Annotated in this window: 20 protein-coding genes; 14 read left to right on the top strand and 6 right to left on the bottom strand. The window is 72.5% G+C overall.

The window, feature by feature from the left end; all coding sequences use genetic code 11:
- Nucleotides 1–49: 49 nt before the first annotated feature.
- The 8 genes from E8D34_RS14125 to E8D34_RS14090 all read left to right on the top strand — a co-directional run bounded on the left by E8D34_RS14125 (nt 50) and on the right by E8D34_RS14090 (nt 8,085).
- Nucleotides 50–1,447, top strand: coding sequence for an FAD-binding oxidoreductase (locus tag E8D34_RS14125; RefSeq protein WP_136595291.1), 1,398 nt, complete (start codon nt 50–52; stop codon nt 1,445–1,447).
- Nucleotides 1,444–2,736 carry a class I SAM-dependent methyltransferase gene (locus E8D34_RS14120; protein WP_136595290.1) on the top strand — a complete coding sequence of 431 codons (1,293 nt, stop codon included), beginning with the start codon at nt 1,444–1,446 and terminating at the stop codon, nt 2,734–2,736. The genes E8D34_RS14125 and E8D34_RS14120 overlap by 4 nt, the downstream gene beginning before the upstream one ends.
- Before the next feature lie 216 nt (nt 2,737–2,952).
- Complete coding sequence (locus E8D34_RS14115; RefSeq protein ID WP_136595289.1) at nt 2,953–3,753, top strand: siderophore-interacting protein; 801 nt, start codon at nt 2,953–2,955, stop codon at nt 3,751–3,753.
- Between the two features lie 274 nt (nt 3,754–4,027).
- Entirely contained in the window at nt 4,028–4,972 is a 945-nt protein-coding gene (gene era / locus E8D34_RS14110; RefSeq protein ID WP_136595384.1) for a GTPase Era, read from the top strand.
- A 48-nt stretch (nt 4,973–5,020) separates the two neighbouring features.
- On the top strand, nt 5,021–5,707 hold the full coding sequence (locus E8D34_RS14105) for a class F sortase (protein ID WP_168929440.1): 687 nt from the start codon (nt 5,021–5,023) through the stop codon (nt 5,705–5,707).
- 179 nt (nt 5,708–5,886) lie between these two features.
- Nucleotides 5,887–7,116 (top strand): FAD/NAD(P)-binding oxidoreductase, encoded by a 1,230-nt coding sequence (locus E8D34_RS14100; protein ID WP_136595287.1) that lies wholly within the window; start codon nt 5,887–5,889, stop codon nt 7,114–7,116.
- Nucleotides 7,117–7,139: 23 nt separating this feature from the next.
- The gene (locus E8D34_RS14095) at nt 7,140–7,454 is read left to right on the top strand and encodes a TusE/DsrC/DsvC family sulfur relay protein (protein ID WP_136595286.1); all 315 of its coding nucleotides are present in this window, start codon (nt 7,140–7,142) and stop codon (nt 7,452–7,454) included.
- A gap of 13 nt (nt 7,455–7,467) precedes the next feature.
- The gene (locus tag E8D34_RS14090; RefSeq protein WP_240771356.1) at nt 7,468–8,085 is read left to right on the top strand and encodes a DsrE/DsrF/DrsH-like family protein; all 618 of its coding nucleotides are present in this window, start codon (nt 7,468–7,470) and stop codon (nt 8,083–8,085) included.
- A 15-nt stretch (nt 8,086–8,100) separates the two neighbouring features.
- Here E8D34_RS14090 and E8D34_RS14085 read toward each other — a convergent pair whose 3' ends face one another.
- Genes E8D34_RS14085 through E8D34_RS14075 form a run of 3 tightly spaced genes read right to left on the bottom strand, consistent with a single transcriptional unit; the run spans nt 8,101 to nt 10,274 of the window.
- The gene (locus E8D34_RS14085) at nt 8,101–8,958 is read right to left on the bottom strand and encodes a septum formation family protein (RefSeq protein WP_136595285.1); all 858 of its coding nucleotides are present in this window, start codon (nt 8,956–8,958) and stop codon (nt 8,101–8,103) included.
- Nucleotides 8,951–9,748 carry a septum formation family protein gene (locus E8D34_RS14080; protein ID WP_136595284.1) on the bottom strand — a complete coding sequence of 266 codons (798 nt, stop codon included), beginning with the start codon at nt 9,746–9,748 and terminating at the stop codon, nt 8,951–8,953. The genes E8D34_RS14085 and E8D34_RS14080 overlap by 8 nt, the downstream gene beginning before the upstream one ends.
- A gap of 28 nt (nt 9,749–9,776) precedes the next feature.
- Entirely contained in the window at nt 9,777–10,274 is a 498-nt protein-coding gene (locus E8D34_RS14075) for a flavodoxin family protein (protein WP_136595283.1), read from the bottom strand.
- 171 nt (nt 10,275–10,445) lie between these two features.
- Here E8D34_RS14075 and leuA point away from each other — a divergent pair, with 171 nt between their 5' ends.
- The 5 genes from leuA (at nt 10,446) to E8D34_RS14050 (ending at nt 15,603) form a co-directional block, all read left to right on the top strand.
- Nucleotides 10,446–12,176, top strand: a complete 1,731-nt coding sequence (leuA, locus tag E8D34_RS14070; protein WP_136595282.1) for a 2-isopropylmalate synthase — start codon at nt 10,446–10,448, stop codon at nt 12,174–12,176.
- Between the two features lie 29 nt (nt 12,177–12,205).
- A complete protein-coding gene (locus E8D34_RS14065; RefSeq protein ID WP_240771355.1) occupies nt 12,206–13,108 on the top strand; it encodes an alpha/beta fold hydrolase in 903 nt (300 codons plus the stop codon).
- 52 nt (nt 13,109–13,160) lie between these two features.
- Nucleotides 13,161–13,910, top strand: coding sequence for a DNA repair protein RecO (gene recO, locus E8D34_RS14060; RefSeq protein WP_136595281.1), 750 nt, complete (start codon nt 13,161–13,163; stop codon nt 13,908–13,910).
- Nucleotides 13,911–14,010: 100 nt separating this feature from the next.
- Entirely contained in the window at nt 14,011–14,763 is a 753-nt protein-coding gene (locus E8D34_RS14055; RefSeq protein WP_136595381.1) for an isoprenyl transferase, read from the top strand.
- An 87-nt stretch (nt 14,764–14,850) separates the two neighbouring features.
- Entirely contained in the window at nt 14,851–15,603 is a 753-nt protein-coding gene (locus E8D34_RS14050) for a peptidase (protein ID WP_136595280.1), read from the top strand.
- A 480-nt stretch (nt 15,604–16,083) separates the two neighbouring features.
- On the opposite strand, the gene E8D34_RS14045 is transcribed toward E8D34_RS14050, so the two are convergent.
- From E8D34_RS14045 to E8D34_RS14035, 3 genes are read right to left on the bottom strand one after another with little or no spacing between them, the layout of a single operon-like run.
- Nucleotides 16,084–17,100: a metal ABC transporter permease gene (locus E8D34_RS14045; RefSeq protein WP_136595279.1), complete on the bottom strand. Its 1,017-nt coding sequence runs from the start codon at nt 17,098–17,100 to the stop codon at nt 16,084–16,086.
- On the bottom strand, nt 17,097–17,969 hold the full coding sequence (locus E8D34_RS14040) for an ABC transporter ATP-binding protein (protein ID WP_136595278.1): 873 nt from the start codon (nt 17,967–17,969) through the stop codon (nt 17,097–17,099). Before E8D34_RS14040 ends, E8D34_RS14045 begins: the two co-directional genes overlap by 4 nt.
- The gene (locus E8D34_RS14035; RefSeq protein WP_206056725.1) at nt 17,966–18,910 is read right to left on the bottom strand and encodes a metal ABC transporter substrate-binding protein; all 945 of its coding nucleotides are present in this window, start codon (nt 18,908–18,910) and stop codon (nt 17,966–17,968) included. Before E8D34_RS14035 ends, E8D34_RS14040 begins: the two co-directional genes overlap by 4 nt.
- 65 nt (nt 18,911–18,975) lie before the next feature.
- Between E8D34_RS14035 and E8D34_RS14030 the strand changes: the two genes are divergently transcribed.
- Nucleotides 18,976–19,296 carry an antibiotic biosynthesis monooxygenase family protein gene (locus E8D34_RS14030; protein WP_136595276.1) on the top strand — a complete coding sequence of 107 codons (321 nt, stop codon included), beginning with the start codon at nt 18,976–18,978 and terminating at the stop codon, nt 19,294–19,296.
- Nucleotides 19,297–19,314: the final 18 nt, after the last annotated feature.

Genomic DNA, 19,314 nt, shown 5'->3' with positions numbered 1-19,314 from the left:
CGCGGAACTGAAACCCCGACGACACCTACGGGGGAGTAGGTTGACCGGCATGCCCTACCGGTCCTGGGGAGATCACCGCCGGGCCGTCGCCCGGTTGGCGGAATCCTATGCCTCCATCCCCGAGGGCGCCCCCGTCCGGCTGGCCAAGCCGACCACCAACCTGTTCCGGGCGCGGTCCGCGACCGCCGCCCCGGGCCTCGACGTCTCCGGACTGGACGCCGTGATCGAGGTGTTGCCGGAGACCCCGTTCGGGCCGATCGCCGAGGTGCAGGGCATGTGCACCTACGAGGCGCTGGTGGACGCGACGCTGCCGCACGGCCTGATCCCCTACGTCGTCCCGCAGCTGCGCACGATCACCCTCGGCGGCGCGGTCACGGGCCTGGGCATCGAGGCGACCAGCTTCCGCAACGGGCTGCCGCACGAGTCGGTGCTGGAGATGGACGTCTTCACCGGCGCCGGCGAGGTGGTCACCACCCGACCGGGCGACGCGCTCTTCGACGCCTTCCCGAACTCCTACGGCTCCCTGGGCTACGCCACGCGGCTGCGGATCCGGCTGGAGCCCGTGCCGGGCCTCGTCGCGCTGCGCCATCTCCGGTTCGACGACACGGGCCTGCTGGAGAAGGCGATGGCCACCGTCGCCGCGACGGGCGAGCACGAGGGTCAGCCGGTCCACGGCATGGACGGCGTCGCCTTCGCGCCGGGGGAGTACTACCTGACCCTGGCCCGCTGGACCGACGACCCCGCGGAGGTCCCCGGGGTCGCGGGGCCGAGCGACTACACCGGCCAGCAGGTCTACTTCCGCTCGGTCGCCGAGCGCGAGACCGACCTCCTGACGATGTACGACTACCTGTGGCGCTGGGACACCGACTGGTTCTGGTGCTCGGGTGCGTTCGGCGCTCAGAACCCGAGGATCCGCCGGCTCTGGCCGCGGCGCTGGCGGCGCTCGGACGTCTACATGAGGCTGCTCCACCTGGACCGTCGGTTCGCCGTCGCGGACCGGCTGGACCGGCGTGCCGGCCGGCCGCAGCGCGAGCGGGTGGTGCAGGACATCGAGGTCCCGGTCGACGCGCTGGGGGAGTTCCTGGACTGGTTCGACGCCGAGGTGGGGATGCGGCCGGTGTGGTTGTGCCCGTTGGTCTCGACCGGCGCGAGTGACGGCGGGCGCTGGTCGACGTACCCGTTGGATCCGGGCCGGCTCTACGTCAACGTCGGCTTCTGGGGCACCGTGCACGTCGGGCCGGAGGCCGTCGACGCGCCCCGCAACCGCGCGATCGAGGCGAAGGTGCACGCCCTGGGCGGCCACAAGTCGCTCTACTCCGAGGCGTTCTACGGCCCCGAGGAGTTCGCGGCGCTGTACAACACCGACAACCTGTCCGCGCTCAAGCAGCGTTACGACCCCGACGACCGGCTGACCAACCTCTATGACAAGGCGGTGAAGAGTCGATGAGCACCACCCGTGGCATCGCGCCGACGATCGAGTCCTTCTTCCCTGGGGGGCTCCCGCTCTGGTTCAAGGCGTACGACGGCAGCCAGGCCGGACCGCCGGACTCGGAGTTCGGGCTGGAGCTGGTCAACGAGCGCGGTCTGGCCTACATCCTGACCGCCCCGGGCGACCTCGGCCTGGCCCGCGCCTACGTCGCCGGCGACCTGGTGCTGCACGGCTGTCACCCCGGCGACCCGTACCCGGCGTTCAGCCTGCTCAAGGACATGACCGACTTCGGCCTGCCGAAGCCCGGGGACCTGCTCGCCCTGGTCCGGACGCTCGGGCTGGGCAACCTGGTCCCGCCCGCGCCGCCGCCGCAGGAGCACCTGCCCGCGTGGCGCCACCGGCTCGAGGGGCTGCGGGCGCTCGGCAGGTGGGGACGGCACTCCCAGGAGCGGGACGCCGACGCGATCCACCACCACTACGACGTCTCCAACACCTTCTACGAGTACGTGCTCGGCCCGTCGATGACCTACACCTGCGCGGTCTACCCGACGGCGGACGCGACGCTGGAGGAGGCGCAGGAGCACAAGTACGACCTGATCTGCCGCAAGCTCGACCTCCGGCCCGGCCAGCGGCTGCTCGACCTCGGCTGCGGCTGGGGCGGAATGGTCCGCCACGCGGCGCGCCACTACGGCGTCAAGGCGCTCGGCGTGACCCTCTCCCGTGAGCAGGCCAACTGGGCCGCCCACGCGATCAAGAAGGAGGGGCTCGACGACGTCGCCGAGGTGCGGTTCTCCGACTACCGCGACGTGCCCGAGACCGACTTCGACGCGGTCAGCTCGATCGGCCTGACCGAGCACATCGGGGTGGCGAACTACCCGTCGTACTTCGGGTTCATCGAGGGCCGGCTCAAGCCGCAGGGTCGGCTGCTCAACCACTGCATCACCCGCCACTACAGCGGCGGCAAGCCGACCGCGGGCGCGTTCATCGACCGCTACGTCTTCCCCGACGGCGAGCTGACCGGCTCGGGCACCATCGTCCGCGCGGCCGAGAACGCCGGCCTGGAGGTGCAGCACCACGAGAACATCCGGGTGCACTACGCCAAGACGCTGGCGGGCTGGTCGGCGAACCTCGCCGCGAACTGGGACGCCTGCGTCGCCGAGACCGACGAGGGCACCGCTCGGGTGTGGGGCCTCTACATGGCGGGGTCGCGGATCGCGTTCGAGCGCAACGAGATCCAGCTCCACCACGTGCTGGCCACCAAGACCGTCGACGGGGCGAGCGGGTACCCGCTGCGGCACCAGTTCTGAGTCCCGTTCCGAGCACGCCCGGGTCGTCCGGCTCCGCGCACCGCAGCGGTGTGCGGATCGACCACCTCGGTGGGGGCTCGGCGGAGTGGACCGTCGCGAGCAACGTCCGGCGGCGGCTTCGTCGGCGGGAACCTCCGCGGTACCGGCCCCTGACGGCCGGCCGGGGCGGCCGCGCGCGATGACCGCGTTCACGACCGCCCCCGCTAGCCTGGGCCGGTGAGTGTCCGTGCCCAGCAGTTCACCGCCGACGTCGTACGACGGGAGCGGATCAGTCCGCACCTGGTGCGGCTGACCCTGGGCGGTCCCGGCCTGGCCCGGTTCGAGTCCACCGGCATCCCCGACGAGTGGGTCGGCCTGGTGGTGCCCGGCCAGTTCCAGTCCCGCTACTACACGGTCCGCTCCTTCGACGGCGCCGAGCTGGTGCTGGACGTCGTGGTGCACGCGGTCGGGCTGGTCACCGAGTGGGCGCTCGGCGGCGCCGGCGACCCGGTCGGCCAGCAGGTCACGATCAGCGAGCCGAAGGGCTCCTTCGACGCACCGGCGGACGCCGCCTGGCTGCTGCTGGTCGGCGACCTGACCGCGCTGCCGGCGATGGCCCGGATCGCCGAGGCGCACGTGGGCCGGATCCCGGTCCACGTGCACGCCGAGGCCGCGGACCTGCCCGAGGAGCTCGCGTCGTACCTGCCCGAGGGCGCCTCCGTCAGCTGGACCGCGCCGGCCGAGGACGGCACCAGCCGCCTGGCCGAGATCGTCGAGGGGCTGGACTGGCCCGAGGGCGAGGGCTACTTCTGGATGGCGGGGGAGTCCGCCCAGATGCGCGCGATCCGCAAGCACCTGATGCGCGAGCGGAAGATGCCCAGCACCCACTACGACGTGATGGGGTACTGGCGCGCGGTCAAGGAGCGGCAGCCCCGTGCGGTCGACCCCGGCCCCATCTGGCGCGCCGGCAAGGCGGCAGGCAAGAGCGACGAGCAGATCTGGGCCGACTACGACGACGCCCGGGCCAAGGCCGAGTGAAGGCGGAACGATGACCGAGCAGCAGGACGAGCAGCAGGGCGAGCGGCCGGACCTCGCGGAGGTCGAGCGGCTCGAGGACGCCAAGGACGTCGCCGACTCCGAGGAGTTCGCCGAGGACGAGGTGGACGAGGACGACCTCGACGCCGACGACCTCGCGGGCTCAGCGGATGAGGACGACGACGAGGACGACGACGAGGACGACGAGGACTGGGACGACGAGGCCGAGTTCGACGAGGACTTCGGCGCCCTCCCGCCGCCCGCGCCCGTCACCGGGATGACCGGACTCGGCGGCGCCGAGGTGCCCGAGGGCCACCGGAGCGGCTTCGCCTGCTTCGTGGGCCGCCCCAACGTCGGCAAGTCGACGCTGACCAACGCGCTGGTCGGGCAGAAGATCGTGATCACCTCCGACAAGCCGCAGACCACCCGCACGGTGGTCCGCGGCATCGTGCACCGCCCCGACGGTCAGCTGGTGCTGGTCGACACCCCCGGCCTGCACCGTCCGCGCACGCTGCTCGGTGAGCGGCTCAACGACCTGGTGAAGACGACCTGGGCCGAGGTCGACGTGGTCGCGGTCTGCTTCCCCTCCGACGAGAAGGTCGGTCCCGGCGACCGGTTCCTGGTCGAGGAGCTGGCCAAGGTCCGGCGGACCACCAAGATCGCCGTGGCCACCAAGACCGACCTGGTCGCTCCCGACCGGCTGGCGGAGCACCTGCTCGACATCGCCGCGCTGGGCCGCGACACCGGTACGGAGTGGGCCGAGATCGTCCCGGTCTCCTCGGTCTCCGGCGACCAGATCGACCTGCTCGGCCAGCTCCTGGTCGGGCTGATGCCCGAGGGCCCGCCGCTCTACCCGGACGGCGACCTCACCGATGCGCCCGAGGAGATCCTCGCCGCCGAGCTGATCCGCGAGGCGGCGCTGGACGGCGTCCGTGACGAGCTGCCGCACTCGATCGCCGTCGTGGTCGACGAGATGGGCCTGCGCGAGGACCGCCCCGAGGACAAGCCGCTGCTCGACATCCACGCCAGCGTGTACGTCGAGCGCGACTCCCAGAAGGGCATCATGATCGGCAGGAAGGGCGCCCGGCTGCGCAAGGTCGGCACCGAGGCCCGCCAGCAGATCGAGGCGCTGCTCGGCACGCCCGTCTACTTGGACCTGCACGTCAAGATCGCCAAGGACTGGCAGCGCGACCCGCGGCAGCTGCGCAAGCTGGGCTTCTGACCGGGTCCGCACGTGTCAGCGTCCGAGACGTCGAAGGGGAGGGAGCCGGTGGAGCGTCGGCTGCGGGTGGCCGTGGTGGTCGTGGTGGTCGCCGCGATCGTCGGCCTGGTCGCCGTCTCCTGGCTCCTGCTCGGCTCGGGTGACGAGGCCGCGGACCCCGCTCCGGTGCCGCCGGAGACGGCGACGGAGGTCGCGGCAGCCCCGGAGGCAGCCCCCGGTGCGTCGCCGCTGCGCCCGCAGAGGCTGCTGGACGAGTGCCGCTCGGCAGCGCGGGGCGGCTTCGTCCCCTCGTCGCTGACGATCCCCGGCATCGTCGAGGACGACGTGGTGCGGCCCGTTCCGCGCGACGAGTACGGCGTGCTCGGCGTACCGCCGCTGACCAGCGCCGCGAAGCAGGAGTTCGCCTGGGACGCCGACGGCGCCCAGCCGGGGTCGCGTCGCGGCCTCGTCGGGCTGACCACCCACACCTGGTCCGACGGCTCCGCGATGGGCAACAGACTGCTCGACTCCTACCGGGTCGGCGACCTGATGGTGCTGGAGGACGCCGACGGGCGGATGGCCTGCTACCGGACGGCGGAGAGGATCGTGGTCACACCCGAGGACCCCGACGCGGTGGCGCGGGTCTACGCGACCGGCGGCCCGCCGCAGGTGGTGGTCATCGTCTGCTCGGGGATCCGGTTGGGCGCCGAGAACTGGACCCACCGGACCGTCTGGTTCGCCGACCTGGTCCGCTGACGGGCCACTGAGCGGACGCCGACCAGGCCTGGGGCGGGGGTCGGGAGATCACCCACTGGCCGGTCTCTCCGTGCACCGCGGCAACGGGGTCGCAGGTCCCGCTCCTCAAGGACCTCCGCGGCGGCCTTCAGGGGCGTCGGACCCTAACCGCCGCTGCCCGCGGCCGAGACGATGGGGACATGCCTCAGCTGCTGATCCTGGGATCCGGGACGGCCGGAACGATGGCCGCCAACCTGCTGCGCGACAAGCTCGACGAGGAGTGGCGGATCACCATCGTCGACCGCGACGACGACCACCACTACCAGCCGGGCTACCTCTTCATCCCGTTCTGGATGGACCCGAAGCGGGTGGTCCGCAGCCGCCGGGCGTTCCTGCCCGACGGCGTGGAGATGGTCCAGGCCGAGATCGAGCGGGTGGACGCGGATGCCCAGTCGGTGAAGCTCGGCGACGGGACCGAGCTGACCTACGACTGGCTGATCATCGCCAGCGGCTCCCATCCCCGCCCCGACCTGGTGCCCGGGGTCGCCGACGGCCCGCTGTGGCGCGACACCGTGCACGAGTTCTACTCCCTGGAGGGCACTACCGCGCTGCGCGACAAGCTGCGCACCTTCGAGAAGGGGCGGCTGCTGGTGCACGTCGCCGAGATGCCGATCAAGTGCCCGGTCGCCCCGCTGGAGTTCGCCTTCCTGGTCGAGGACCACTTCCGCCGGCGGGGGATCCGGCACCTGGTCGACATCACCTACGTCACCCCGCTGGACGGGGCGTTCACCAAGCCGATCGCCTCGCGGACCTTCGGCGACCTCCTCGACGACCGCAGCATCCGGCTGGCCGCGGACTTCGCGGTCGAGCGGGTCGACAACGAGGCCAGCACGCTGAACTCGTACGACGGCCGCGCGCTGCCGTTCGACCTGCTGGTCACGGTGCCGCCGCACACCGGCGCCCGGTTCGTCATCGACTCGGGGCTGGGCGACGACATGGGCTTCGTCCCCGTCGACAAGCACACGCTGCGCTCCACCGAGCATGAGCGGATCTTCGTGCTGGGCGACGCCAGCAACATCCCGACGTCCAAGGCGGGCTCGGTCGCGCACTTCGCCACCGAGCTCTTCATCGACAACTTCCTCGCCGCGATCGAGGACAGGCCGCTGCCGAACGCCTTCGACGGCCACGCCAACTGCTTCCTGGAGACCGGCCGGGGCAAGGCGCTGCTGCTGGACTTCAACTACGACACCGAGCCGCTGCCCGGCACCTTCCCGCTCGCCGGGGTCGGACCGATGTCGCTGCTGCGCAACACCCGGGCCAACCACCTCGGGAAGCTCGCGTTCGAGCAGATCTACTGGCGGATGCTGCTGCCGGGCCACCGGCTGCCGGTCCCGGTGAAGATGTCCATGTCCGGCAAGAAGTCGGCCTGAGCCGGATCGAGGAGGAGCCTGCGATGCCCACCAACACCCTGAACGGTCGATCCTTCGACGTCGACGACGAGGGGTTCTTCACCGTCCGCGACCAGTGGAGCGAGGAACTGGCCCACGACCTGGCTGCGCTGATCGGCGTCGAGCTCGACGAGGAGCACCTCGCGCCGCTGCTGTTCATGCGCAAGGACGCCGGCGAGGAGGGCAACACCCCGACGCTGCGCCGGATGCAGACTGTCGGCGGGTTCGAGGTCCGCGACCTCTACCGCCTCTACCCCGGCAAGCCGGCCAAGAAGATGGCCTGGCTGGCCGGCCTGCCCAAGCCCGTCGGCTGCGTGTGAGAGGAGAAGCGACATGACCGCCACCACCATCCCCGAGGGCTTCGTGATGCCGGACTTCGGCGACCGCCCGGCGGTCGCCGCGCAGCCGGGCGGCGCCGTGGACGGCGCCTCCGTGCCGGCGTACAGCGGTCCGCGGAAGATGGCCTTCATCTGCTCCAAGGGCAACCTGGACATGGCCTACCCGGCGCTGATCATGGGCAACGCGGCGCTCAGCGAGGGCGTCGAGGTCCACATCTTCTTCACCTTCTGGGGCCTGGACATCGTCAACCGCAAGATGAACGACAACCTGAAGTTCACGATGCTCGGCAACACCGCGATGCACATGCCCGAGCTCGCACGCCTCGGACGCGGGTGGGAGTACAAGTCGATGCCGCAGGGCATGGGCGGCCTGCCGGGCATGACCAGCATCGGCACCAAGATGATGAAGAAGCAGCTGGCCGACGAGGACATCCCGGAGATCCCCGAGTTCCTCGACATGATCCACGCGGCGGGCGTGCACATGTGGGCCTGCAAGCTCAGCTACGACATGATGAAGATCATCGCGGCGGACCTGCACCCCGGCGTCGAGGGCGTGATCAGCGCGTCGGACTTCATCGAGATCGCCGAGGGCGCGCAGATCGTCTTCGTCTAGCGCCCCCGCGCGGGGTCAGTCCGGCGCCCAGCACCGCCCGAACGTCATGCCGTTGCCCCACTGCGCCTTCGTCGGCCACTCGTAGCCCCACTCGAAGTCGAGCGGGTCGTCGGCCAGCGCCTCGGCGGCGTCCTCGCACGTGCCCTGGCCGCGCTCGCGGGCGGCGGCGGCGCCCGGGTAGTCGCGCGCGACGAAGGTGACCACCGAGATCGCGCGCCAGGAGTGGCGGGCGGCGCACGGCACGCGGTCGAAGGCCGCCGCGTCCGGTGCGGCGGTGCCGCACATCGCCACCTCGTCGCTGCGCGCGCCGTCGAGGATGCCGCGCAGGCTGCCGGTGGTCCGGAAGAGGCCGGCGCTGCCGGTGACCACGACGGCGTCGCAGCGGAACCAGTTGGCTCCCTTGTCGGAGGCCGCGACGGTGGGGGTGAACCACACCGGCCGGACCATGCTCAGGCGCAGGTCGGTGAGGTCGCCCCCGACGTAGGAGGAGAGTCGCCCCGGGCAGGCCTCGGCCACCTGTTGCTGTGCCCGGTCGGAGTCGACCGCGAGCAGGTGCCCGTCGGCGAGGGTGTCCAGCGACCCGACCCGGTAGGTCTCCGCCGTGTGCGGCTCCGCGCAGTCCCTGGGCCGCGCGCCGCTGGTCGGTGCCAGCGCGGCGTCGAAGGCCATCCGGTAGCACGCGCCGACCTTCGGCGTCCGCGGCGGCCGGGCGGCCGGCGTCGGCGTCGGCGCCGTGGACTCGGCCGCGGCGCTCGACGACTCCGCGGAGCGCGGGCCCTCGGAGCCGTCCGGGTCGTCGTCGGTGCAAGCGACGAGCATCCCGCCGGCGGCGATCAGCAGCGCGACCGTGCCGAGGGCCCGGCGGCTACGCATCGGTCTGCGCCCAGCAGACCGACCGGCGGTTGCCCGCCTCCCACTCGGCGCGGTGGAAGTAGGTGTAGGTGAAGTCGAAGGTCGCCGGGTAGTTGAGCCACGCGCTGATCGACTTCTGGCAGTACGCCCGGGTGCGCGAGTCGACGACGGTGTCGCCCGGGTAGGGATCGTCCTCCTCGCCGAGCTTGATCGTGGTCACCGCGCGCCAGTCGTGCTGGCGCGAGCACGGCACCTTCTCGCCCTCGGGCACCGACCTGCCCCGGGCGCAGACCATCCACCGGTCGTTGGGCCGCCCCGCGAGCAGGCCGTGGGTGGACTCGGGGAGCGGGGCGTAGGCGGTGCTGGTCGCGCTGCCGCCGACCACGTCGCAGCGGTACCAGCGGGCGCCCTTGGCCCACGCCTTCTCCGACGGGCGGAACCAGGCCCAGCTGAGGATCGTGCGCAGCACCGTGCTCTCGTCGGCGCCCAGGTGCTCGGCGAAGGCGTCCGAGCAGGTCTGGTAGGCCCAGGCGCTGAGGTCCTGCGCGTCGTACTCGGCGTTGGTGAACTTCGCCGGGAGGTCGCCGACCGCGAACGTCTCGGCGGTGTGCTTCTCCGCGCAGTCCACGGTGAGGGTCGCGTTGGCCGGCCGGCTGACGTCGTCGGGGGTGAGCGCCCGGCAGGCGCCGACCTCCGGCTGCTCGACCGAGTCGACCTGCGCGGGGTCGGAGTTGCCGCCCTGCGGCTGGGTGCCGCACGCGCCGAGCAGGAGGACGGGCACGGCGAGCAGCGCGATCACGCTTCGCCGCATCGGCCCTCCTCGTCGCGTGCCGACCCGGTCAGGCCAGCAGTGCCGCGATGGTAGCGCCCAGCTCGTAGGCGGCCCGCTCCGACGCCTCGTCGACGGCGCCGAGCACCTCGAGGACGTCGTAGGACTGCCGCCAGCCCAGGGCACCGACGATCGAGCCGACCGACCGGACCGCGCCGGTCAGGTCGTAGCGGCCGTGCACCCACAACCCGTAGGGCCGCCCCGCCGTCGCCCCGCCGGTGCCGGCACCGCCGCCGGCCGCGCCGGAGTCATCGAGCGCGCCGCCCACGGCCAGGAACGTGGAGTCGAAGAAGTGCTTGAGCGCCCCGCTCATGTAGCCGAAGTTGGCGCTGGTGCCCAGCAGGTAGCCGTCCGCGGTCAGCACGTCCTCGGCGCTCGCCTCCAGCGCGGGCCGGACCACCACCTCGACGCCGGTGATCTCCTCGTCGTGGGCGCCCGCGACCGCCGCGTCGCGCAGCCGCTCCAGCGACCGGGTCGGGGAGTGGTGGACGATCAGGAGGCGGGACACCCGGACAGCGTAGGGGCCGCGGTGCGCTACCCTGGTGGGGTCATGATGCGCGCGCTCCTCCTTAGTAGCCGCAGCGAGGTCTGAAGCCGGACCCCTCGCTGCGGAGTGAGTCGCGTGCCCGGCGCCACCCCTCGACCTGCATCAGTGTCGACATCCCCAGCCGAGGAACTCATGACCACCATCCCCGCTCAGCAGCCCAGCGGTATGCCCTACCACCGCTACACCGCCTTCGAGCCGGTCACCGTGCCGGACCGCACCTGGCCCGACCAGCGGGTCACCGCCGCGCCGCGCTGGCTCTCCACCGACCTGCGCGACGGCAACCAGGCGCTCATCGACCCGATGAGCCCGGCCCGCAAGATGAAGATGTTCGACCTCCTGGTGAAGATGGGCTACAAGGAGATCGAGATCGGCTTCCCGGCCGCGAGCCAGACCGACTTCGACTTCGTGCGCCAGCTCATCGAGGGCGACAGGATCCCCGACGACGTACGGGTCTCGGTGCTGACCCAGGCCCGTGAGGACCTGATCAGCCGCACGGTCGAGTCCCTGGTCGGCGCCGACAAGGCGACCGTCCACCTCTACAACGCCACCGCGCCGCTGTTCCGGCGCGTGGTCTTCGGCGTCACCGAGGCCGAGTGCATCGCGATCGCGACCCGCGGCACCGAGTGGGTCATGAAGTACGCCGACCAGCTGCTGCCCGGCACCGACTTCGGCTACCAGTACAGCCCGGAGATCTTCACCCAGACGCCGACCGACTTCGCGCTCGAGGTCTGCGAGCGGGTCTCGGACATCTGGCAGCCCGAGGCGGGCCGGGAGATCATCCTCAACCTGCCGGCGACCGTGGAGATGTCCACGCCGAACACCTACGCCGACCAGATCGAGTACTTCGGCCGGCACCTGTCGCGGCGCGAGTTCTCCGCGATCTCGCTGCACCCGCACAACGACCGCGGCACCGCGGTGGCCGCCACCGAGCTCGGCCTGATGGCCGGCGCCGACCGCGTCGAGGGCTGCCTGTTCGGGCACGGCGAGCGCACCGGCAACGTCGACCTGGTCACCCTGGGCATGAACCTGTTCAGCCAGGGCATCGACCCGCAGATCGACTTCTCCGACATCGACGAGATCCGGCGGACGGTGGAGTACTGCACCAACCTGCCGGTCCACCCGCGCCACCCCTACGCGGGCGACCTCGTCTACACCGCCTTCTCGGGCTCCCACCAGGACGCCATCAAGAAGGGCCTGGAGGACCTGGACCGGATCGCCGAGGAGCAGGGCAAGCCCGTCGGCGAGGTGCCGTGGGAGGCCCCGTACCTGCCGATCGACCCGAAGGACGTCGGCCGCACCTACGAGGCCGTCATCCGCGTCAACAGCCAGTCCGGCAAGGGCGGCGTCGCCTACGTGCTGAAGGCCGAGCACAGCCTGGACCTGCCCCGGCGGGCCCAGATGGAGTTCAGCCGGGTGATCCAGGCGCACACCGACACCGCCGGCGGCGAGGTCACCCCGCAGCAGATCTGGGACATCTTCCGCGCCGAGTACCTCGAGCGCGAGGAGCCGTACTCGCTGACCAGCTGGTCCTCGGTCACCGACGGCGAGGGCGACGACCAGCAGCAGGTGCACCTGGTGGTGCGCGGCGAGGAGCGGGTCTTCTCCGGCGAGGGCAACGGCCCGGTGGCGGCGTTCGTGGACGGGATGCGCCAGGCCGGCGCCGACATCCGGGTCCTCGACTACGCCGAGCACGCGCTTTCCTCGGGCGGCGACGCCGTGGCCGCGGCGTACGTCGAGTGCGAGGTGGCCGGCGAGATCGTGTGGGGCATCGGCCTGCACCACAACATCGTCACCGCCTCGCTGCGGGCCGTGGTCTGCGCCGCGAACCGCGCCCAGGCGATCACCATCCCGTCGGTCGGCTAGCCGCCGGAACGGGCAGCACAGGGGGAACGATGGCGCAGCGGATCCTGGCCTCGGAGCAGGTCGGACAGTACTTCCTGGACACCGCCCGGGGCCGGGACCGCATCGAGTACACCGAGTACGGCGCCGGTGAGGCCTGGCTGGTCCTGGTGCCGCCGGTGCTCGCGCCGCGCCGGGTCCAGGCCCGGCTGGCGCGGTCGCTGGCGGCCTCGGGCCTGCACGTGGTCGTGCCGGACCTGCTGGGCCACGGCCGGTCCGACCGGCCGGCCGACCCGCTGAGCTACTCGGTGACCGGCTTCGCCGAGCAGGTGGTCGCGCTCCTGGACCACCTCGGGGCGCAGCAGGCGGTCGTCGGCGGCACCGCGCTGGGCGCGAACATCGCCCTGGAGACGGCCGTGGTGGCTCCGGGCCGCGTGCGTGGGCTGATCCTCGACGCACCGGTCCTCGACGACGCCCTCGCCGTGGAGATCGCGCTGCTGGCGCCGGTGATGTACCTCGCCAGGTTCGCGCCGTTCGGCGTGCACGCGGCGCGCTGGGCGACCCGACCGGTGCCGCGACGCCTGGTGCCGTCGCTGGTCCGTCGCACCATCGACGCGCTGGACCAGCGCCCGGGACCGCTCGCGGCGCTCGTCCACGGCGTCCTCTTCGGACGTCTGGGACCGTCGTACGACGAGCGGCGCTCGATCGCGGTGCCCGCGCTGGTGGTGGCCCGGCCGCGCGACCCGCTGCACCCCGCCTCCGATGCCGAGTCGCTGGCCGACCAGCTGCCCGGCGCGACCCTCGAGGTCGCCGCGCCGCTTGAGTGGCGGCGCTCGCCGGAGCGGCTGGACCTGCTCGTCACCCGGTTCGCGCTGGAGTGCGGCAAGCCCCCGCGGGGGATCCGACGGTCCCGCCGGGCCGCGCCGGACCCCTCGGGGCCCGACGCCGGCGCCTGAGCGCCGGGCGCGCCGCCGCGGCGCTGTCGGACCCCGACGGCAGAATGGGGGAGTGCTCTACCGTGACGAGGCGATCGTGCTGCGCACCCACAAGCTGGGTGAGGCCGACCGCATCATCACGATGCTGACCCGGCAGAACGGCCGGATCCGCGCGGTCGCCCGCGGCGTACGACGGACCAGCTCGCGCTGGGGCTCGCGGCTCGAGCCGTTCACCCACGTCGACCTGCAGCTGGCGCAGGGGCGCAACCTCGACACGGTGACCCAGGCCGAGACCCGCGCCGCGTTCGGCGCCGAGATCGGCTTCGACTACGACCGCTACACCGCCGGCACCGTGATGCTCGAGACCGCCGAGCGGCTGGTGGTCGAGGAGCGGGAGCCGGCCGTGCAGCAGTTCGGCCTGCTGGCCGCGGCGCTGCGGGCGATGGCGAGCGGGGAGCGGGCGCCGGGCCACGTGCTCGACTCCTACCTGCTGCGCGCCCTGGCGATCGCCGGCTACGCGCCCACCTTCGTCGACTGCGCCCACTGCGGCCGGCCGCCCGTGCTGGCCACCGGCGAGCTGGGGCACCACCGGTGGTTCAACCCGTCCATGGGCGGCGTGCTCTGCTCGACCTGCCGGATCCCGGGATCCGCGACGCCGGCGCCGGAGACGCTGCGGCTGCTCGGCGGTCTGCTGGCCGGTGACTGGCTGGTCGTCGAGGCCGCCGAGGCTCGCCACGCGCGTGAGGCCAGCGGTCTGGTGGCGGCGTTCGTGCAGTGGCAGCTCGAGCGCGGGCTGCGGTCGCTGGCCTACGTCGAGCGCTGACTGCGTCCGCGGGTCAGCCGCTCACTAGGCTGCAGCCGTGAGTCGTTCCCTCCGTCGTACCCGGTCCAAGGGTGACGCCCCGGCGCCCGAGCGGCGCGAGATCCGCCCGCCCGCCCCGCACCCCTCCGGAGCCCGGCCGCCGGCGGTCCCCGCGGAGCTGGTGCCACAGCACGTGGCGATCGTGATGGACGGCAACGGGCGCTGGGCACAGGAGCGCGGGCTGCCGCGCACCAAGGGCCACGAGGAGGGGGAGTCCTCGCTCTTCGACGTCGTCGAGGGCGCGATCGAGATCGGCGTCAAGGCGATCTCGGCCTACGCGTTCTCCACCGAGAACTGGTCGCGCAGCCCCGAGGAGGTGAAGTTCCTGATGGGCTTCAACCGGGACGTGATCCGGCGGCGGCGCGACGAGATGCACGAGCTCGGCGTGCGGGTGCGCTGGGCGGGTCGGGCGCCGCGGCTGTGGACCTCGGTGATCAAGGAGCTGAAGGTCGCCGAGGAGCTGACCCGGGACAACGACGTGCTGACGCTGACCATGTGCGTCAACTACGGCGGCCGCTCCGAGCTGGGCGATGCGGCCCGGGCGCTGGCCAAGGACGTGGCGGCCGGGAAGGTCAACCCCGACCGCGTCGACGAGCGCACCCTGGGCCGCTACCTCTACGTTCCCGAGCTGCCCGACGCCGACCTGATCTGGCGTACGTCGGGGGAGCAGCGGCTCTCCAACTTCATGCTCTACCAGGCGGCCTACTCGGAGTTCGTCTTCAGCGACGTGCTGTGGCCCGACGTGGACCGGCGCCACCTGTGGCAGGCGATCGACGAGTACGCGCGGCGCGACCGGCGCTACGGCAGCGCCTGACGCTGCCGTCCGCACGGCTGATCCGGGCGGCTGATCCGGGCGGCTGATCCGGGCGCGCCGTCGGGCCGGGTCGGTCATCATGGCCCCGTGCTCCCGCCGCCCTCCGACCCCCGCCCCCGGCGCCAGCGGGGCGCGCTGTTGCCGGGCCTGCTCGTCATCGGGCTGCTGCTCGCCGGCGTCGTCGCGCTCGACCCCGAGAGCAGCATCCGGAACCTGCGTCGCATCGCGGGGATCGAGGGCGGCCGGCTGGGCCCGGCGGCCGGGAGCGTGGAGGGTGCCGGCAGCTACCGGTTCCTACAGACCCAACGGGGCAGTGACGAGCCCGTCGCGTACAACCCCTGTCGGCAGATCGAGGTGGTGGTCAACCCCGACGGAGCGCCCGCGAACTACGACGAGCTGGTCGACACGGGCCTCGCGCGCACCGGCGCCGCGACCGGGCTGCGGTTCGTCCGGGTCGGTCTGACCGACGAGCGCGACGTCGACTCGCGCCCGGGTCTGGCCGGCCGCGGGCCGGTGCTGATCGCGTGGGCGACGCCGGAGGAGTATCCCGAGCTCGCCGGCAGGGTGGCGGGCATCGGGGGCAGCACGGCCGTCGGCTTCGGCGGGCGGATGCGCTACGTGACCGGGCAGGTGATCCTCGACCGCGACCTGTTCGCGTCGCTCGAGGGGCGAGGGACGGACGAGGCTCAGGCGATCGTCGACCACGAGCTGGCGCACGTCGTCGGCCTCGACCACGTGGACGACCGCGGGGAGCTGATGTACGAGTACACCGGCGACCGCACGACGTACGGACCCGGCGACCTCGCGGGCCTGGCGAGGCTGGGCAGCGTCGCCTGCTGACGCCGCCGGCGTGGCCGACGGGCTGGTCACCGTCAAGATCTACAGGCTGGGTGGACGTTCAGTCGACGGGTGCGAGGTTCCTGGCGTTCCACCGGCGGATCCTGCACTGGCGCGATCCGCGAGCCGATCGGCATCCGGGGGGCCGGGGTGTTTATGGGCCCTCCGCACGGCGGCGCAGACCCGGAGCCGGGTTGTGTGCCCCACACCCCGGCATAGCGGGTTCTCGGGCACACGACCCACCTCACGCGCCCGCACGAGCACACCCCGTAAGCCGAACCCCCAGCGGCGAGCGTCGCCCGTTCGGCCCGGCGACACGTTCCGTAATGGTCGACGTCACCGGTAGGCCCGTCCGGTGAACGTCCCGGGACGGGGGCGCTCCACGGAGCAACCAGGGCGGCTGGTGTGCCGACACCGCCGGGTCGGGTGCAGGCCGTCGATGTTCCGGCTGGCGGGCTCGTCAGGCTTCGCCGGATCTCGACACTAGTGCTCGTCGTAGTGCTCGCCGTGCGGCGCGTGGCGGTGGCCGTCGTGGACGTAGTCGACGTGGTCCTCGTGGGGCACCGCCAGGTGTCCGCAGCGGGGCCCGTGCTGGTGGGGGTGCTCGTCGATCGGCTCGTGGTCGTCCTCGTCGACCACACCGGCCGCGGGGGCGAACGGCTCGCGCAGGCGGGCCCGCCGGCGCAGCAGTACGCCGACCGGCCAGGCCAGCAGGTAGCAGGCCAGCGCCGTGATGACGATCGCCGGGCCCGGCGAGACCGAGGCGCTGTAGGAGGCGAGGGCGGCGATCACCAGGCCACCCACCGAGGCCAGGGTGCCGAGCCCCATCGCGAGCACGAAGGTGCCGCGGAAGGAGCGGGTGAGCTGCTGGGCGGTCGCCACCGGCACCACCATCAGGGCCGAGACCAGCAGCAGGCCGACGGTGCGCATCGCCACGGTCACGCTGACCGCGGCGAGCACGGCGATCAGGAGGTTGTAGAACCGCACCCGCAGGCCGGCCACCCGGGCGAACTCCTGGTCCTGGGCGACCGCGAAGAGCTGGGGTGCCAGCCCGACGGTGAGCAGCAGCACGCCGGCCGCGAGCGCCATGGTGACCACCACGTCGCCGGGCGACAGTGCGGTGATGGCGCCGAACAGGTACTGCTGGAGCTTGCTGGCGCTCTGCCCGCCGATGCCGCTGATCAGGATGCCGCCGGCGAGGCCGCCGTAGAACAGCAGGGCGAGCGCGACGTCGCCGTTGGTGCTGCCGCGCTCGCGGATCAGCTCGATGGTCACCGCACCGGCGGTCGCCACCAGCACTGCGGTCCAGGTGGGTGAGGTGTTGAAGACCAGCCCGACGGCGACGCCGGTGACGGCGACGTGGCCGATGCCGTCGCCCATCAGCGCGAGGCGGCGCTGCACCAGGAAGGTCCCGACCGCCGGCGCCGCGACGCCGGTGAACAGCGCGGCGATCAGCGCGAGCTGCATGAACTGCAGGCCGAAGAGCTCTCCGACGCTCATCGGGTCTCCTCGTTCGGTCCGGCCGGTCGGTCGATCGGCGAGGAGACCTGGGGCACGTGGTCGGCGCGGGAGGCGTAGCCCGGAGCGCCGGGGTGGTGATGGTGGGCGTGGGTCTCGGCGAAGAGCGGCGAGTGGACCTCGTGGTCGGCCAGCGGCGGGCCGTCGTAGGCGACCCGGCCGTCGCGCATCACCACGGAGCGGTCGACCAACGGCGCCAGCGGTCCGAGCTCGTGGGCGACCAGCACGATCGTGGCGCCGCGCTCCTTCAGCCGGGCCAGGGTGTCGGCCAGGACCTGCTGGTTGGGCAGGTCGACGCCGGCGGTCGGCTCGTCGAGGAAGAAGACCTCCGGCTCGCCGGCGAGCGCGCGGGCGATGAGCACCCGCTGCTGCTGGCCGCCGGAGAGCTGGCTGACGGTGTCGCGGCGGCGGTCGGCCAGGCCGACGACCTCGAGCGCCTCGTCGATGGCTGCCCGGTCGGCCCGGCCGAGACGGCGGAAGAGGCCGCGGTGGGTCAGGCGACCGGCGGCGACCACCTCCCACACCGACGCGGGGATGCCGGAGCCGGCGGTGGCGCGCTGGGGCACGAAGCCGACCCGGCGCCAGTCGTCGAACTCCTCGAGCGGATCGCCGAGCATCCGCACCCTGCCCCCGGCGGTCGGGTAGAGGCCCAGCAGGGTCCGGACCAGCGTGGACTTCCCAGAGCCGTTGGCGCCCATCAGCGCCACGAAGTCGCCGGAGCGGACGGTGAGGGTGACGCCGCGGAGGATCGGTCGGCCGCCGAGCACCACCGAGGCGTTCTCGGTCGCGACGGCCTCGGACGGCGCGGCGGTACCTGCGGCGTCGGCGCTCGGCGCGGGCGGCAGGCTCATGCGCAGCCGTTCGCGGCCCGCAGCGCCTCGAGGTTGGTCCGCATCAGGCTCAGGTAGTCCTCGTCCGAGGTCTCCTCGGTCAGCCCCTCGAGCGGGTCGAGGACGGCGGTCTCGACGCCGGTGCCGCGGGCCAGGCTCTCGGCGAGCTGCTTCGGCGCGAGCGTCTCGCTGAACACCGTGGTGATGCCGTCGGTGCGGATCAGGTCGTGCAGCTCGGCGAGGTCGGCAGGGGTCGGCTCGGCGTCGGGGGAGAGCCCTGCGATCGCGGCCACGTGGACACCGTACTTCTCCAGGTAGCTGAACGCGTCGTGCGAGACCACGACGGTGTCGCGCTCGCAGGAGGCCAGTCCGTCGGCGTACTCCTCGTCGAGCGCGGTCAGGTCGTCGCGGAGCGCGGCGGCGTTGGCGGCGTACTCGTCGGCGTGGTCGGGGTCGATCTCGGCGAGCTGGTCGGCGACGGCGTCGCCGACCTCGGCCATCCGCAGCGGGTCGAGCCAGAAGTGGGGGTCGACGTCGCCGTGGTCGTGCCCGTCATCCTCGTCGTGGTCCTCGCCGTCGTGGTCGTCGTGCGCCTCCTCGTCGGTGGTGAGGAGGTCGACCACCTCGGCGACGTCGAGGGTCGCGCCGGTCGCGTTCTGCTCGGTGGCGGCGTCGACGGCGGCCTGGAAGCCGCCCTGGTAGACCACCAGGTCGGCCAGGGTCAGCTGCGCGGTCTCCTTCACGGTGAGCTCGAGGTCGTGCGGCTCGGTCCCGGGCTGGGTGAGCAGCTCGACGTCGGCCAGGTCGCCGGCGACGCGGTCGGAGGCGTACGCCAGGGGATAGAACGCCGCCGCGATCTGCACGCCGTCGTCGGTGCTGGCGCTCTCCTCCTGGAACGCGGCGCAGCCGGCGGAGGTCAGGGCGAGGGCCGTGAGTGCCGGGACGACGATACCGAAGCGCATGAGAATCATTCTCAACTAGGAGGGGCGGTGGGTCAATTCTGCACCCGACCGATACCGTGGAGCCCGTGCTCGTCGTCAACCGGTTCCGCGCCGCCGATGCTCTCGCCGGAGACCGGATCAGGGCAGACCTGGAGGAGGCCCACGCGCTCCTCGCGGCCTGTCCGGGCTACCTCGAGGGTCGCCTCGGCCGCAGCCTGGACGACCCGGACCTGTGGGTGCTCAGCACCCGCTGGGAGAGCGTCGGCGCCTACCGGCGGGCCCTCTCGTCGTACGACGTCAAGGCCGGCGCCGTGCCGGTCCTGAGCCGCGCGATCGACGAGCCGAGCGCCTACGAGCTGGTGGGGCCGGACACCGTGCTGAACACCGCCCTGCCCCGCGTAACCTGAACCCTCGCAACACGTTCG

Source organism: Nocardioides sp. GY 10113 (assembly GCF_004919105.1).
Taxonomy (GTDB): Bacteria; Actinomycetota; Actinomycetes; order Propionibacteriales; family Nocardioidaceae; genus Nocardioides.
The sequence above is the reverse complement of the archived record's forward strand: the minus strand, read 5'-3'. Positions and strand labels throughout refer to the sequence as shown.

Coding starts and splice junctions, on each gene's coding strand:
- E8D34_RS14125 (WP_136595291.1), top strand. CDS start 50: ATGCCCTACCGGTCCTGGGGAGATCACCGCCGGGCCGTCGCCCGGTTG.
- E8D34_RS14120 (WP_136595290.1), top strand. CDS start 1,444: ATGAGCACCACCCGTGGCATCGCGCCGACGATCGAGTCCTTCTTCCCT.
- era (WP_136595384.1), top strand. CDS start 4,028: ATGACCGGACTCGGCGGCGCCGAGGTGCCCGAGGGCCACCGGAGCGGC.
- E8D34_RS14100 (WP_136595287.1), top strand. CDS start 5,887: ATGCCTCAGCTGCTGATCCTGGGATCCGGGACGGCCGGAACGATGGCC.
- E8D34_RS14095 (WP_136595286.1), top strand. CDS start 7,140: ATGCCCACCAACACCCTGAACGGTCGATCCTTCGACGTCGACGACGAG.
- E8D34_RS14090 (WP_240771356.1), top strand. CDS start 7,468: ATGACCGCCACCACCATCCCCGAGGGCTTCGTGATGCCGGACTTCGGC.
- E8D34_RS14085 (WP_136595285.1), bottom strand. CDS start 8,958: ATGCGTAGCCGCCGGGCCCTCGGCACGGTCGCGCTGCTGATCGCCGCC.
- E8D34_RS14080 (WP_136595284.1), bottom strand. CDS start 9,748: ATGCGGCGAAGCGTGATCGCGCTGCTCGCCGTGCCCGTCCTCCTGCTC.
- leuA (WP_136595282.1), top strand. CDS start 10,446: ATGACCACCATCCCCGCTCAGCAGCCCAGCGGTATGCCCTACCACCGC.
- E8D34_RS14065 (WP_240771355.1), top strand. CDS start 12,206: ATGGCGCAGCGGATCCTGGCCTCGGAGCAGGTCGGACAGTACTTCCTG.
- E8D34_RS14045 (WP_136595279.1), bottom strand. CDS start 17,100: ATGAGCGTCGGAGAGCTCTTCGGCCTGCAGTTCATGCAGCTCGCGCTG.
- E8D34_RS14040 (WP_136595278.1), bottom strand. CDS start 17,969: ATGAGCCTGCCGCCCGCGCCGAGCGCCGACGCCGCAGGTACCGCCGCG.
- E8D34_RS14035 (WP_206056725.1), bottom strand. CDS start 18,910: ATGCGCTTCGGTATCGTCGTCCCGGCACTCACGGCCCTCGCCCTGACC.